Annotated in this window: 14 protein-coding genes; all 14 read right to left on the bottom strand. The window is 35.7% G+C overall.

What is annotated here, in order from left to right:
- Positions 1 to 17: 17 nt before the first annotated feature.
- Positions 18 to 2,390, bottom strand: coding sequence for a hypothetical protein (locus tag M899_RS05545; RefSeq protein ID WP_021270424.1), 2,373 nt, complete (start codon positions 2,388 to 2,390; stop codon positions 18 to 20).
- A 184-nt stretch (positions 2,391 to 2,574) separates the two neighbouring features.
- Positions 2,575 to 3,360 (bottom strand): sigma-70 family RNA polymerase sigma factor, encoded by a 786-nt coding sequence (locus tag M899_RS05540; RefSeq protein ID WP_021270441.1) that lies wholly within the window; start codon positions 3,358 to 3,360, stop codon positions 2,575 to 2,577.
- Between the two features lie 10 nt (positions 3,361 to 3,370).
- Entirely contained in the window at positions 3,371 to 4,273 is a 903-nt protein-coding gene (locus tag M899_RS05535; protein WP_021270430.1) for an AAA family ATPase, read from the bottom strand.
- A 36-nt stretch (positions 4,274 to 4,309) separates the two neighbouring features.
- A complete protein-coding gene (locus tag M899_RS05530) occupies positions 4,310 to 5,764 on the bottom strand; it encodes a hypothetical protein (protein ID WP_021270444.1) in 1,455 nt (484 codons plus the stop codon).
- 1 nt (position 5,765) lies between these two features.
- Entirely contained in the window at positions 5,766 to 7,847 is a 2,082-nt protein-coding gene (gene flhA / locus M899_RS05525; RefSeq protein ID WP_021270432.1) for a flagellar biosynthesis protein FlhA, read from the bottom strand.
- 8 nt (positions 7,848 to 7,855) lie between these two features.
- Entirely contained in the window at positions 7,856 to 8,932 is a 1,077-nt protein-coding gene (gene flhB, locus M899_RS05520; protein WP_021270436.1) for a flagellar biosynthesis protein FlhB, read from the bottom strand.
- A gap of 7 nt (positions 8,933 to 8,939) precedes the next feature.
- Positions 8,940 to 9,719, bottom strand: a complete 780-nt coding sequence (locus tag M899_RS05515) for a flagellar biosynthetic protein FliR (protein WP_021270440.1) — start codon at positions 9,717 to 9,719, stop codon at positions 8,940 to 8,942.
- The gene (gene fliQ / locus M899_RS05510; protein WP_021270435.1) at positions 9,716 to 9,991 is read right to left on the bottom strand and encodes a flagellar biosynthesis protein FliQ; all 276 of its coding nucleotides are present in this window, start codon (positions 9,989 to 9,991) and stop codon (positions 9,716 to 9,718) included. Before fliQ ends, M899_RS05515 begins: the two co-directional genes overlap by 4 nt.
- 11 nt (positions 9,992 to 10,002) lie before the next feature.
- Entirely contained in the window at positions 10,003 to 10,752 is a 750-nt protein-coding gene (gene fliP, locus M899_RS05505) for a flagellar type III secretion system pore protein FliP (RefSeq protein WP_021270448.1), read from the bottom strand.
- Positions 10,753 to 10,780: 28 nt separating this feature from the next.
- Positions 10,781 to 11,923, bottom strand: coding sequence for a flagellar biosynthetic protein FliO (locus M899_RS05500; protein WP_021270422.1), 1,143 nt, complete (start codon positions 11,921 to 11,923; stop codon positions 10,781 to 10,783).
- A 12-nt stretch (positions 11,924 to 11,935) separates the two neighbouring features.
- Positions 11,936 to 12,286: a flagellar motor switch protein FliN gene (gene fliN / locus M899_RS05495; protein ID WP_196801734.1), complete on the bottom strand. Its 351-nt coding sequence runs from the start codon at positions 12,284 to 12,286 to the stop codon at positions 11,936 to 11,938.
- A gap of 44 nt (positions 12,287 to 12,330) precedes the next feature.
- Entirely contained in the window at positions 12,331 to 13,350 is a 1,020-nt protein-coding gene (gene fliM / locus M899_RS05490) for a flagellar motor switch protein FliM (protein WP_021270447.1), read from the bottom strand.
- 48 nt (positions 13,351 to 13,398) lie between these two features.
- Positions 13,399 to 13,944, bottom strand: coding sequence for a flagellar basal body-associated FliL family protein (locus tag M899_RS17555; RefSeq protein ID WP_021270425.1), 546 nt, complete (start codon positions 13,942 to 13,944; stop codon positions 13,399 to 13,401).
- Between the two features lie 205 nt (positions 13,945 to 14,149).
- Positions 14,150 to 14,427 (bottom strand): LysR substrate-binding domain-containing protein (locus M899_RS05480; protein WP_021270452.1); only part of this gene is annotated, 278 nt, incomplete at its 5' end.

Here is a 14,427-nt window from a genome sequence, read left to right as displayed (position 1 = left end):
CATCGTCGGCCTTAAATTTATTGCATTGAGACTTCAATTGGTTCCTCAGATCTCACATCAAGTTCATGTTCTTCAAAAACTTCAACCTGTTTCGTTCTAAGCTCAGTGATATTATCAATTTTATGTTTAGCATTTTTCATACTGCTAAATAGACCTTTAATTGATTTAATTGCATCTTCGTCTTTCATCTGTCCATTTCTAATCAATCTTGCAACATCAAGAAGATCTTTTTCAAGTTGTTCTCTTGCTGTATCAAAATTCATTTTCAGCTCTGATAGATCAGGAGCATCAGATTTACTCATTATCAATTGCATTTTAGATAAACCAACATCTAAAGAAGTTGCCACTTGAGATAATCCTGAAAGATTTTTTTCAAAACTTTGCATCTCCAACTTCATCTTAGAAAGTGAGTGGTCAATTTTCGATTGTCCACTATCTGTTTTTCTTGCCGTCATTAAATGATCAAGCATTTGCATAATTTTCGTTTTAAACTGCTCAACATTATTTTTTAGAACTTTAAAATCATCTTTTGTTCTACTAACAAGTTCGATCGCTTTTTTATTTTCGTCAATTATCTCTGCAAGCTCTGATGTATGAGAAAGAAGAGTCATTTCATCTTGGAACAATGATTGACTCGTACCAACAGTAGCTTTGAATAAATCTTCGAGTTCTGCTCTTAGTTCTACCAATGAAACGATTGATTCTTTTGTATTCATCATATGGCTCATTGATGATTTTTGAATATCTGAATATTCATGGCAAATCACATCGATATCATCCAGGAGCTTATACTGATCAAAAAGATTATTCTCAAGTGTTTCAATTTCAGAAAGAAGTCCATTCTTTTGATTGTTAACAAATTCATTGAATTTTAAGAACTTTTCAAAAATATCAGTTGTACCTGCAATTTCGAAATCCTTTCTAACTTTCTCTCTAAACTCACTTGTAAATACACCATTAGATAGAGCATCAAGAGATTTAGCAACAGGAGAAACCAAAGATCTTGATTGATTAGATAAGGCCTCTTCAATACTTCTTAAAGGATAGAAGAAGATCATAATTCTCTTTTGTGAAGCGTATTCAACAGGAGAAACATACATTTCATAAGGAAGAGCTTCTTCGTTATGCTTATTTTTCACCTGAATATTATATATTCCAGCAATACCTTCATTAAGTGCCATTAAAACAGGATCGTCTTCACCAAGATTTGTAAATCTTTGTAAATAATCCCAAGTCACATTTTCCTCAGTCTTTTTCTGAAGATCCCAATGTTCAAAAAACAGAGAGTTCGCCCATACAAGATTTAAATTTGAATCAAGAAGTAACGAGCTAAATGGCATCGCATCTTGGAAGATACTTCCAAAGCTCATTCTTTTATGAACATATTCTCTGTATCTTTCAAATTCGTTTTGAAAGTTCTCTGAGTACTTTCCATTAAACTTTGAGATAACAGGAACGATCCCATTTTTAATACTATCAAGGATTGTATCCTCAACTTTCTTTTTCTCTTTAGAAACAACAATTTTATTCACTAAGAACCCTGCAAGGGTAAGAATGAAGGTAAACGCAATCAATCCAATAAGCGAAAAAAGAATCGTTTGAGAATTTTTCTCGAATGATACTTTTTTATATGAAATTTCAGGCTCAATCTGAGCAAACCAATTTTTATAATCACCTAAGAAAACGTCGTATGTCTTATAAAAAGAAGAAAGACTAACAATATACTTACCAAGCATATCGATCTCAGTCATTAGCATTCTAAGCTTTGTGATTACTTCATTTTTATCTTTTCTTGATAGAATTGAGTTCTCTGTAATGCTCTCCATTACACTAATGTCTTTACTAATAGTCTTAACAAGATTGTCTAGCGCTTCAACTTTGAAAAACCCTGGACTTTTAATACGTCCCGAAGAAATAAGAGTTTTAATTCTTCTGGCCATTCTTGTTAAAGTCTTCCAGTTGTTGCCTTCTACATACGCTTCAAAAGTTGTAACTTTATTATTAAAAACAACAAAGATATTTGTCAGCTCAGGCGTTGAAATGAGTTCACCCAATCCTTTTCTCAATTGTTTTGTAGAATTTTCTAAATTTTCGTAAGATGAAACTTCTTCAACAAGATTTAGAGCTTCAATATCTTTTGTAAGATGATCGAATTCCTTTAAGGCATCTCTTGCTCGATCAGACTCAACAAGTTCTTTGATGTTTTTAACATCAGACTTTTTCTTAATCTCATCAATTTGAATAATTGCTTCGTAAACGGCCGTTACTGAATCAATATTAGCTGCACCATTGACCCAATAGAAACGAGCACCGAAAGCAAGTGCCGACATAATTAAAACTAGTACGCAAACATAATAGACATGCAGTGGTCTACCAAAACTTGAAGACATCGTGTACTCCATGAGAGGTAAAAATGATTATTCACATCCTGTGTATAGGTGAAGATTTGCATCTTCATTACTTGTATTATGAGGGAAGTATTTAAAAATAGAAAGGAAAAAAGAAGAAAAATTTGCCGAGCAAAACTCAATCGTTTTGCTCGCCTATTTATTTTTTAGTGAAGATATGGCGAAATTAGCTCGCCATATCTTCCGGTGATTCAACTACATTTTTAAGTTTTGCCTTCAACTTCATAATCGCCTGCGTGTGAAGTTGTGAAACACGCGATTCAGTAACATCTAATACCTGACCAATTTCTTTAAGGTTTAGATCTTCGAAATAATATAAAGAGAGAACAAGTCTTTGCTTCTCAGGGAGCTGAGCAATTCCTTCTTTAATCTTATCTCTCATATTTTTACTACTAACAGCTGAGAAAGGATTTGCGTGCTTACTCTCTTCCATCAGGCCAGCAAAAAGCTTTTTATCGCCTCTATTGAAGGCCGCTGTATCGTCAATATTTAATAGAGAAACTGATTTAGACTTACTTAGTAACTCATGAAATTCTTCTTGAGTTACTTGTAACTCTTCACACATTTCTTCATCTGTAGCTGGTCTACCATACTCGGCTTCTAGCTTTTGATATGCTTTTTCAACTAACTTTGCTTTCTCTCTAATACTTCTTGGAACCCAGTCTTGCGCTCTAAGTTCATCAAGAATTGAACCACGAATTCTAAATTCAGCATATGTCTTGAATTTATTATCACGAGATGGATCGAATTTTTCAATTGCATCCATTAGTCCAATAACACCACAAGAAATTAAATCATCAAGCTCAATATTGGCCGGAAGTCTTGATGCAATTTTTTGCGCAATATATTTAATAAGTGGCGCATACTCAACAACAATCTGATCTTTAATTTTTGGGTCAACTGTTGATCTGTAATCTTTTAGGTTCTTTAATTTCTTAGTAAGAGAAGACATTCAGCGCTCCTTAGCAAATTGTTGGTTGAACTTCCTGTTTCCCAAAGTGGGTAGTCGCGAAAGGTACTTCAAATTTCTCATCAGAGAATAAAGTACTAATGTTCTCCTCGGTGAACCTATTGACCACTTTAATGAAATTTTTGTGAATGGAAGAATTTGCCGACCCTAAAAGAATCTGGTCAAACTTATCGACAGCTTTGTTTTCGTATTCAATACTTCCAAGTACGTTTACACGTCCTTTGAGAAAGTGATCGACAGTTTCACTCAGTGTCTTAACTATTTTTTGATACTGGGCAAGATTTGATACTTTATTTACTAAAAGGTGATTTGTCTTAACTCCATACTTAGTATTAAGTATTTTCATCAATGAATAAGAATCTGTGATTGATGATTTATCTGGAGTAACAACAACAAAACGATAATCACTATATGCATTAATCGTTAATGTATCTTTTTGTATCCCTGCAGGACTATCAAGGAGAATAAAGTCATATTCATCCTCATGCCCTACTAGAATATCAAGAATTATTTTATCGTACTCTAATCTATTCTCGAATAAGTCTAGATTTCCATTACATCCACTTAGTAGATGAAATTGACCATCTCTATGAAGAACTTCTTCGAATGATTTTGTCCCCATGATCAATGATGCGAAATCATCATTAATTGGTAGGCCTAGTTTAACTGCTGTGTTAGCAAGATTGAAGTCACAATCGATTAATAACGTCTTGTAACCGGCATCGGCGAGACTCTTTGCAACCTTAATGGCCACAGATGTCTTTCCTACTCCACCCTTTCCAGCTGTAATGGAAATGGTTTTTGCTTTCCCCTCAATTTTTTTGTCAACGCATTTTTCCGCTCGTTGATAGCGATTTTGTGACAACAACCAGTCACTGACGTTCTTTGTCGACATCCTGTCTCCATTAAATCATGTCCATCCTAGACATTCTTAATTAAGTTGAAAGATACCTGCTAAAATTCTCTCTGCAGTTGCTGATTCAATGTCAGTTGGAACGACATCCCCAGTTCCAAAAAACTTAAATGGTAGCTTTTCTAAATCAATTGATAGATTGAATAGAGCTCCAAAGTTTAGACATAAATCAAGGTTCGAAACCACTAAACCGTTTGCAAGTTCTGCATAACGATTTACTACTTTTTTATTATATATTTCAGAATTAATAGCAGAAAGAGTGATCAATACTTCCACATTTTTGAAAGCTCTTTTCATACCATCTACAAACTTCTTGATTTCATTCAGTTCTTGATTGTTATTTCTATAGTCAACAAAAACCGAACGACCACTTTCAATTGCTTTTCTACATTCAGATGCAATTTCGGCCATTCCATCTACAACAACGACATCCATTCCAAACATTTTTTCAGCAAATGTAGCTTCTTTTTTCTCTGCATTTGTTACTGTTCTAACGATCAGAGCATCTTTTTTAAGCGCTCCGACCTTCTGTACCATACTTGTTTGTCCACAAGATGATTCAGAGACGAAAATAGTAACAACAGGACCTTCTTCTTTAGTTACTGAAGAAAATACTGGCATTTCACATTTTACTTCACCAAGCATTTCTCTAAGAGCAAATTCAAATACTGAATCAAGGCTTTCTTGATCTTCTTCAGAAAGCTCGAAAGCAGCTCTTTTAATAATATCTCTAATATAATGTTCAGAAATATCTAAACTTTTAAGTGTCGTTCTTAATTGATAAATACCTGTTGGTTCTTTTCTTTCTAACTTTTCAAAGTTTTTTGTTAATTGATAAAGTTTTTTCTCTAGATCATCGATCTTTTTTCTTTGAGCTTCGACTTCTTCACTATTTACATTTGAAGTTGGTTGCGCCATTTCATTGTAAACTGGAGATGCTGCATATTCTGACTTTGGTCTATAGTCTGTGAACGTATCTTGATCAAAATCTAGATCATCAAATGACTCTGTCATTTCTTCTTGTTCTTCAACTTCATTAATAGTACTGCTCAAAAAATCATCTAGCCCACTTTTGATTTTTTGCGTGAAGTCTTTTGCTTTATTTGAAACAGAATTCACTTGCTTATTAAGGCCCATCTTTCCATAAGCAGAAGCAGGTGAACTTGCATTTGCAGTATTATCTGAAACTTTTTTATTTTCAGAATGATCATTAATCATATTTGAAATGTATGAAGAACTATTGTTATAGAATTTATCTTTTTGATCATCAGTTAAAACATGATCAACCCTAGACTTCTTTACATAATTTTTTTCAGAAATCGCGGCAGTGATTTCAATGCGACTTTTTTTAAAGGCACCTTTGAGCCCTTTATTTGTCACTGTTTTTAAAATGATCGCGTCAGGGCCCAATTGTTTCTTAATGTCCTGAAGGGCTTCTTCTAACGTGTCTGCCTCAAATTTTCTTACGTGCATCCTACAACCTCACCGTTCCTAATGATCTGATGTTAGCATCTGGACTTAACTCATTATGACTTACAACAACCAGATTCGGTATGAATTTTTCTGTCAATCTCTTAAAGTGATTTCTAATAACAGGTGAACATAATACTACCATCTTTTCACCCATATTTGTTGCCTCCTCTATTTTCTCATTAAGTGAGGCAAGAATCGTCTGGGTAATTTTTGGGTCTAAAGAAAGTTGTTGACCGTGTTCAGTTTGTATTAAGTTTCCTGCAATTGATTCTTCAATATTTCTATCAAGTGTAAATAGTGGAATATCCCCTTGTTCACCCTTGATTGATTCAGTAATTGTTCTGAACAATCCTTGACGTACATACTCAGTTAATAGATCAGGATCTTTAACACCCGTTCCAAATTCCGCCAAGTTTTCTAAAATTGTTCTTAAATCTCTAACAGAAACTCCTTCTCTTAAAAGATTTTGCATAACTTTCAACACTGCTCCAAGAGTGATGATATCTGGAACAAGATCTGAAACAAGTTTTGGATTTGATTCTTTGAAATTATCAAGTACACGCACAAGCTCTTGTCTACCAAATAGCTCATGAAGATTTGTTTTTAGAATTTCAGTTAAGTGAGTTGCGATAACTGTTGATAAGTCAACTACAGTATATCCATTGTACATAGCATCGTCTCTTTGATCTTCTGAAATCCAAACAGCTGGGAGTCCAAATACAGGCTCAACAGTTTCAATACCGTCCATTTTTTCAATGACTGTTCCTGGATCCATGGCCAAGAAGTGGTCAGACATCAACTCTCCTCGTGCTACTTCAATCCCCTTGATTTTTACACTATAGCCGCCAGGCTTAAGCTCAAGGTTATCCTTAATTCTAACAGAAGGAATGATTACACCCCAGTCTAAAGCGAATTGCTTTCTCATATGTGTAATTCTTTCAAGAAGATCACCATTTTGCTCAGCATCTACTAAACCAACAAGTCCATATCCGACCTCTAACTCAACAAGCTCAAGAGCAAGTAAGTCTTCAAGATTATCTGGTCTTGCTTTCTTCTCATCTGTAGTTTTAAGTTTCGCTTCTTCTTGCTCAACTTCAACAGATTTTTCAATTCTTCTAGCAATTACTGTTAAGAAAATACCAACAACAATAAAAGGAAGTTTTGGGAGTCCTGGAATTAGTGAAAATACGAAAAGAACCCCTGCCGCAATATAGATGGCCTTAGGGTGTAGTTTGAATTGCTTTCCAACTTGCTCACCAAGATTATCGTCCCCTGTATTTCTAGTGGCGATAATACCGGCAGCAGTTGAGATAATAAGTGCTGGAATTTGAGAAACAAGACCATCACCAATTGTCAGTAGTGTGAATGTTTCAGCGGCCCTAGCAACATCCATATTATTTTGGATAACACCAACCATGATACCACCAAGAATATTGATAGCTGTAATCATGATCCCTGCAATAGCATCTCCTCGAACGAACTTCGAAGCACCATCCATAGACCCGTAAAAATCTGCTTCTTGTGCAACTTCGGCGCGGCGTCTTTTAGCTTCAACATCATTTATTAATCCTGCATTTAAGTCAGCATCAATGGCCATTTGCTTACCTGGCATGGCATCTAATGTAAATCTAGCAGCAACTTCAGCAACACGACCAGCACCTTTAGTGATTACCATAAAGTTAATAATTACTAAGATGATAAAAACGATAATACCTACAAGGTAATTTCCTTCAACAACGAACTCACCGAATGAACGGATAATCTCACCCGCAGCGGCCGTACCATCACTTCCCCCTCTTAATAGAATATTTCTAGTAGAAGCAACGTTTAGCGATAGACGAAATAATGTTGTAATTAACAGGACAGATGGAAAAGTAGAAAAGTCCAATGGTCTTTTTGTATACACAGAGACCAACATGATAATAACTGAACCTGCCAGGGTTAACGACAATAGCAAATCTAGTAATAATGGAGGAATAGGTATAACCATTACACACAAAATGAGTAGCAGACCCACAGCAATTGCTAAATCTGAGTTTTGTGTTAAAAGTTTGAATCTTCCTGATAAACTTTTATCTTCCATAATCTATCCTAACCGAGCGCTTTATTTTTGCGCTTCAACTTATAAACAAAAGCAAGAACTTCTGCGACCGCCTTATAAAGAGATCTAGGAACAGCTTCTCCACTTTTTACTGTTTTATATAATGCTCTTGCTAAAGGCACGTTCTCAACTATTGGTATATTGTGCTCTTTAGCTATTTCTCTAATTCTCATGGCCAAGTGATCTGCACCTTTCCCCATAACTGTTGGAGAAACCATCGTCTTATCATCATACTTTAGAATTATACTTATGTGTGTCGGATTCGTAATAATTACATCGGCATTTGGAATTTCTGCGATCATACGTTTTTGCGCCATTTCTCGCTGGATACTTCTAATTCTTTGCTTAACTTCAGGGTTACCATCTTGCTCTTTAGACTCGCGCTTTGCTTCTTCTTTTGTCATCATTAGCTTTTTCTTGTAAGAAAATTTTTGATAAGCAAAATCCCCAACAGCAATAACAAATAGACCTAAAAGGATACTAAATCCAAGCTTTACCAGAAGATCTTTTCCATAAAGAAATGAGTTAAAAAAGTCCATATGAAGAAATCCACCAAACGTATCAAGATCATCTTTTACAGCGTAGTAAACGATGGCCGCAACGAAAGCGAATTTAAAAACAGCTTTTATAGCTTCAACCACTGATTTCATTGAGAAAAGCTTTTTAACCCCTTCAATCGGATTAATACGCTCAGGCTTCCACTCTAAAATTTCTGGAGAAAATAAAAAACCAATCTGAGCAACGTGTACACCGACTCCAACACACAATGAAACTAAAAAAACTGGAGCACAACTTTTAAGAGCAACAATTGAAGTCTTTGTCATTACTGTTTTAAGCGATTTCTCAGTAAAGGCAGAATGAATATCTAGAGTGTACAGCCATTCAATATATTCAGAGAAAACCTCATAGATATATACTAATGATAAACCTAAAGTCATGATACAGGCACCCAGCACTAACACACTTGTTAGTTCTTTAGATGAGGCGACTTCCCCGCGCTTACGAAATTCGTCTATGCGATGCTGGGATGGGTCTTCCGTTTTTTCCTGATCTGAATCTTCGGCCATCTCTTACCTACAGTATGAACCTGAACCAATCGCCAAGGTTCTTTGTGTATATTTCAAATGCAACTCTAAAAAACTCTTCAGAAGTTGCAAAAAAGACTAATAATCCAAGCCCGATATTAACTGCAAAACTAACCATAATAACGTTCATCTGAGGAACAAGTTTTGCGATAATGCCTAGAACAGTATTAATAAGCATATTTGTAAATATCAATGGAGATGCAAGAAGAAGTGCTGAAAGGAAAATTCCTTTAAACATTTCCATAAAATAAATATGAGATTTAGCAATATTTCCAAGATCAGCAGCATGGATTGAAAAGAAAGTTCCAAAAGCTCCCTTAAACATTGGAAGTAATGCACCAGAAGAAATTACTACAATTAAAATTGTCCATTTAATCAATGTCTCGAAAGGTCCAACTTGCTGGCCAGAACTTTGATCAAAGTATTTAACCGCAGCAAAACCAACTTGTTGAGTGATAATTTCACCCGCAGAGACAAAGACTTGCATTATTGATTTAACAAAGTAGCCTACGGCAAGACCTGTAATTGTAAAAAAGGCCGTAAGCATGCCGAAGTTTTCAATCCCAATAAAAGCGATATCTTTTCTAATTTCATTTTCAATAAAAGGAAAAAAACAATATGTCATAATGACAGTTGAAAGTACTTTAACAATCTCTGGAATTGGAAGATTGTCGTAAATCGGAAGCTGATAATTGATAGCAATTAGTCTTGAAAAGGCCAACCAGAATGCAACGATAGTTGTGTAGTCAGTGATTTCAATGTTTATCATTGCCCTCTTACCATCTGCGGAATGCTGATAATTAATTCTCTTGTAAAAGTTGTTAGTGTATCAGAGATCCAAGGAGCACTTAAGGCCATAACTCCTACAATCACAAGGATCTTTGGAATAAATGACAGAGTTTGCTCGTTGATCTGAGTTACCGCTTGAAAAAGTGAAACCAAGATACCCATGATTAGTGATCCAAGTAGCATTGGAGCTGAAATAATCAATGCTACTTTAATTGCTTGGTTAGAAATATCTGCGAAGTAGTCAAATCCCATAAAACGGTCCCCTAATTAAAAGATCTAAGTAATGAACCTGTTACAAGCTGCCAGCCATCGACAAGAACAAAAAGTAATAGTTTAAATGGTAATGAGATTACAACAGGAGGTAACATCATCATCCCCATTGCCATCAGAACTGAAGCAACAACCATATCTAGAATTAGAAATGGAATATAAAGTAAAAATCCAATTTGAAAGGCCGTCTTCAACTCAGAAATAATAAAAGCTGGAATAAGAAAGTGAATAGGAACCTCATTGATTGTTTGAGGTTGTTCCTTTCCTGTTACATCGTAAAAAAGGCCAATATCAGCTTTACGAACTTGCTTATTCATAAAACCACGAAGACTACCTTCGATGTTATCTAGAGCTGCGGCAGTCGTAATTTGTTTTTTCATATAAGGCTGAACAGCATTATAGTAAATATCTGTTCCAGTTGGTTGCATAACAAAAATAGATAAGAAAAGAGCAAAACCTACAAGTAGTTGATTCGGTGGCATCGATTGAGTACCGATGGCCTGTCTCATAAATGAAAGGACGACTATAATACGTGTGAAACAAGTACATAGGATCAAAATGGCCGGTGCCATAGTGAGAACTGTAAAAAGAAGAAGAACCTCTATGGTGTCAACTAGGTCAACTCCTTGACCAAAGTTCACAGCAAGACCTGGCAAGCTGGCCTTCGCTTGAGCAAGAACGGGCGCCGAAATAAGGAGCCCTGCTAGAAAAATTAATGATTTAGAGATTCTATTTTTATTCATTCAAGCTTCCCTGCTCTCCCGAAGTCCCTTATTGGAGGGACTTCATCCCTTTTACTTTATTTTTGATTTGATCAGACAATTTCACTTTGTCTGGTACTGGATTGTTTTGCAAAAAGTTGGCCAGACTCTCGCCTTGTTCACTTTCTGTTTGTGTATTATTTTCAGTATTCACAACTTCTTTTAATTTGAATTCTTTGTTAGCAGAGTTAGCTGAAACAAGGTTTGTATCAAAGTTATCTCCACCTACGCGTTTCTCTCCTTCCTTAAGAAGACCTGTCACATCGTTAATTTCTCCAAGAGGTTGAAGACCTGCTTCACTTGATCCAACCAAGAAAACTTGATTATGAGCTTTAATCATTAGAACACTTCTTTTTGGACCAACATATGTTGTGTTTAAAACTTCAACCATTTTTTCACTATTTAAAAATCCCAATTTTGATTTCTTCAAAACACCTTTTCTCATCAGATTCATTACTGCATAAAAACCTAAGATTAATATTGCAAGGAATGCGACCACTTTAGAAAGGTAGCTTGTCATTGAAAAACCTGCAGGTTTTTCATCATTCTTTTCAAGAGCTGACATTTTTGTGTTGATCATATCGATCTTCTGCTCTTTTACTTCTTCTTTAACATCATTTTTTTGAGCTTGAACAACTTCATCATTTAAAGTTCTAGAACTCTTGTCTTGAACAAGCTTATCTAGGTAGCTCTCATCAAATTTTTCTGCAGTTACTTTTTCTTCATTTTTTACAGTTACAACTGGCTTTGAGTTTCCACCAACTGTAGGAACAGTCAGTTCCACTTCATCATTATTTAGAGTTAGGCTTACCTTGTTTTCCATTCCCTTTAAAGAATATGGAAGAATTGCTCTTACTCTTACTAGTTCTTTATTGAACTGGTAGGCCATCAATGTCGTATCGTAATTAGTATTGACCGTTACTTTCTTTTCAATTTTTGGCCAAACAATAGTATTAGGCATTACTACTTGAACAATATTATCTTTAATAACAAGTTCAGGTGTCTCTTTCATCGGAGCATTCACTTTAATTTTAATTAATGCTTTATTTGCCACTTCTTTTTTAAAGTCTAAATTAGAAATTTGAACCTGTTCGTTAGCAAATGTCATTGAAACAAAAAGTGTTGCGATGAAAAATTTAAGTAATGCCTTCATTTTAGTACCCTATTATTTAAGTGTTTCAATTCTCTCGATTGGACTAATAATATCAGTCAATCTGATCCCAAATTTTTCGTTAACAACTACAACCTCGCCCTTCGCGACTAGTTTACCGTTAACAAGAATTTCAAGAGGTTCCCCTGCAAGCTTATCAAGCTCAAGAACAGAACCTTGTCCTAATTGTAGTAAGTCCTTAATTACAACTTCAGTTCTTCCAAGCTCCACTGTAACTTTAAGTGGAATATCAAGAATGAAGTCCAAATTTTGAACTTTAAGTTTATTTAAAGCATCATCTCCTGCTTTAATCTCATCCGCTAAACGACCGACTTTTACAGAATTAATTGATTCCACGTTACTCATACCTTTCTCTTGGTTATTTTCTTGGTTCATAATTGTACCTCGTTTTATTCATCCACAACTTCACGAGCTATTGATCTATCAATACTCGTTATCTGGATGGCCCTATTGCCTTTATACGTTCCAATCAAACATCTCATTTTTTCTACTCCTTGAATTTCGACCTTCACCTCACCAGACGCTTCCTGGTTCAGTGGAATAATGTCACCCTTCTCAAGTGTTACAAGATCTCCAACTGTCATTTCTGCCTCACCAAGCTTAACAACCATAGTTGCTTTTGCTTCTTTAATATGAGCATTCATGGCCTGTGTCCAAATACTATCGGCCATGTCATTGTCAGTTTGGAAACTTGATGAAAGTTTTTGTTTAATAGGTTCGATTGTTGAGTAAGGAACAACAATCATTATCGTTCCTGAAGCTGATTCAAATTCAACTTCAAGCGTCGTGGCAATAATAACGTCAGATGGAGGTACAACCCCTACGAACTGTGGGTTGATCTCAGTTCTAATATACTGAGCATCAATTCTATGAACAGGTGCCCATGCCTCTTCAAGATCACTGATGGCCATATCCATAACTTTCTTCATGAAAGAAAGCTCAATTGATGTAAATTCTTTTCCATCAATTTTTGTGAATGGCCTATCAGTTCCACCAAAGTATGAGTCAATGATTGCGTATGCAAGCTTTGATTCAAAAACAAGAAGTGCTGGACCTCTTAGTTCATTGAATCTCATGATACACATACATGATGGAATCGGAAGCGTGTTAACAAATTCACCAAACTTCAAAAGATCTGTCGAGATCATTGAAATCGTCGAAATTTTTCTTAATGAGTTTGAAAGTGAGACCCTGAATGAACGAATAAAACGCTCATAGATAATCTCTAGAATAGGCATTCGCCCACGGATTACACGGTCTTGGTTTGTTAAGTCATACGGCTGAATATTTTCATCACCGTCATCTGAATCGAAGTCGTCTCCACCGCCACCCATGAAGTCATCATTGTCTCCATCACTAACGGCATTCAATAATGCGTCTACTTCTTCTTGACTTAGAACCTGTGCCATACTCTCCCCTCCTGGGAAAATTTAGCTATCGAACGATCCTGTTCGATATTAATTTATCTGAAAGCTAACGTAATAAACGTCAACAATACTTCCTTTTACTAAGAAAGAATTAATCGCGGCCTTAATCTCTTCTTTCAGGAATTCCTTTCCTTGCACTTTAAGAAGATCTTCCGGTCTCTTAGAGTTCAAAATTGTAATAATTGAATCTCTAATTTGCGCCTTTCTTTGCTTAACTTCGTTGTCGTCTGAATCAACGCTCATACGAAGAACCAAATTCATTCTTACGAATCTTCTTGGTCCATCACCTTGCGCCAAGTTCGCAGTGAAACCACCTTCAATTGGAAATAGCTTTCCTGCCATCTCAACAGCTTCACCTGTTTCTGACTTCATATCATCTGCTTTAGTTGCTTCTTTATTAGCTTCTGCAACTAGCTCTGAGATTGAAGGCATTGAAGAAAGTTTTTTATGATTCTCAAACTGCATATATGCAATTACACCCAATAGGATGCAATTAAGTATCATTACAATTGTTAGTAAAGGATTTTTACTAGGGATAGGCTCGCCTTGAAAGTTGTCCTGATCGCCTTCTGCCATTTTTCACCATCCATGGTTCACAACTTAGGAAGTTTTTTCTGCAAAACTTCTCATCTGTCAAAAATTATACAAATTGGCGCGCCAAGATTCAAGCCTCGGCAACAAAGTTTGGAAGGTTTTGCCGTTTTTTTATTAAAATATCCTTACAAAGAGTCAACTCTTTGACATTTATAGGCCGGTGCGTTTTGATACCCTATAAAAATGCTCACCTTTTCACTTCTTTTTCCATCCAATCAATGAAGGATTTTACTTTTAATGAGACAAATCTTTGTGGCGGATAGACAAACGAGATTCTAACGAACTGCCACTGCCATGATGGAAGTATCTTAACTAGTTCTCCGCTAATCTCTTCATCACGACATAAAAAGTCAGGGATTAATCCAATTCCCATAGAAGATAAGACAAATTTCTTTGTAGTGTCCATATCATCGACATAGAGACGGCCACCATTTGGACCCAATTGAAAAGTCTCTTTACCATTGG

Source organism: Bacteriovorax sp. BSW11_IV (genome assembly GCF_000447755.1).
Lineage (GTDB): Bacteria > Bdellovibrionota > Bacteriovoracia > Bacteriovoracales > Bacteriovoracaceae > BSW11-IV.
Note: the sequence above shows the minus strand (reverse complement) of the source record. Positions and strands in the feature narration are given on the sequence as shown.

Bases quoted from the DNA above. Each gene is read 5' to 3' on its own strand.
- M899_RS05545 (WP_021270424.1), bottom strand. From the start codon at position 2,390: ATGTCTTCAAGTTTTGGTAGACCACTGCATGTCTATTATGTTTGCGTA.
- M899_RS05540 (WP_021270441.1), bottom strand. From the start codon at position 3,360: ATGTCTTCTCTTACTAAGAAATTAAAGAACCTAAAAGATTACAGATCA.
- M899_RS05535 (WP_021270430.1), bottom strand. From the start codon at position 4,273: ATGTCGACAAAGAACGTCAGTGACTGGTTGTTGTCACAAAATCGCTAT.
- M899_RS05530 (WP_021270444.1), bottom strand. From the start codon at position 5,764: ATGCACGTAAGAAAATTTGAGGCAGACACGTTAGAAGAAGCCCTTCAG.
- flhA (WP_021270432.1), bottom strand. From the start codon at position 7,847: ATGGAAGATAAAAGTTTATCAGGAAGATTCAAACTTTTAACACAAAAC.
- flhB (WP_021270436.1), bottom strand. From the start codon at position 8,932: ATGGCCGAAGATTCAGATCAGGAAAAAACGGAAGACCCATCCCAGCAT.
- M899_RS05515 (WP_021270440.1), bottom strand. From the start codon at position 9,719: ATGATAAACATTGAAATCACTGACTACACAACTATCGTTGCATTCTGG.
- fliQ (WP_021270435.1), bottom strand. From the start codon at position 9,991: ATGGGATTTGACTACTTCGCAGATATTTCTAACCAAGCAATTAAAGTA.
- fliP (WP_021270448.1), bottom strand. From the start codon at position 10,752: ATGAATAAAAATAGAATCTCTAAATCATTAATTTTTCTAGCAGGGCTC.
- M899_RS05500 (WP_021270422.1), bottom strand. From the start codon at position 11,923: ATGAAGGCATTACTTAAATTTTTCATCGCAACACTTTTTGTTTCAATG.
- fliN (WP_196801734.1), bottom strand. From the start codon at position 12,286: ATGAGTAACGTGGAATCAATTAATTCTGTAAAAGTCGGTCGTTTAGCG.
- fliM (WP_021270447.1), bottom strand. From the start codon at position 13,350: ATGGCACAGGTTCTAAGTCAAGAAGAAGTAGACGCATTATTGAATGCC.
- M899_RS17555 (WP_021270425.1), bottom strand. From the start codon at position 13,944: ATGGCAGAAGGCGATCAGGACAACTTTCAAGGCGAGCCTATCCCTAGT.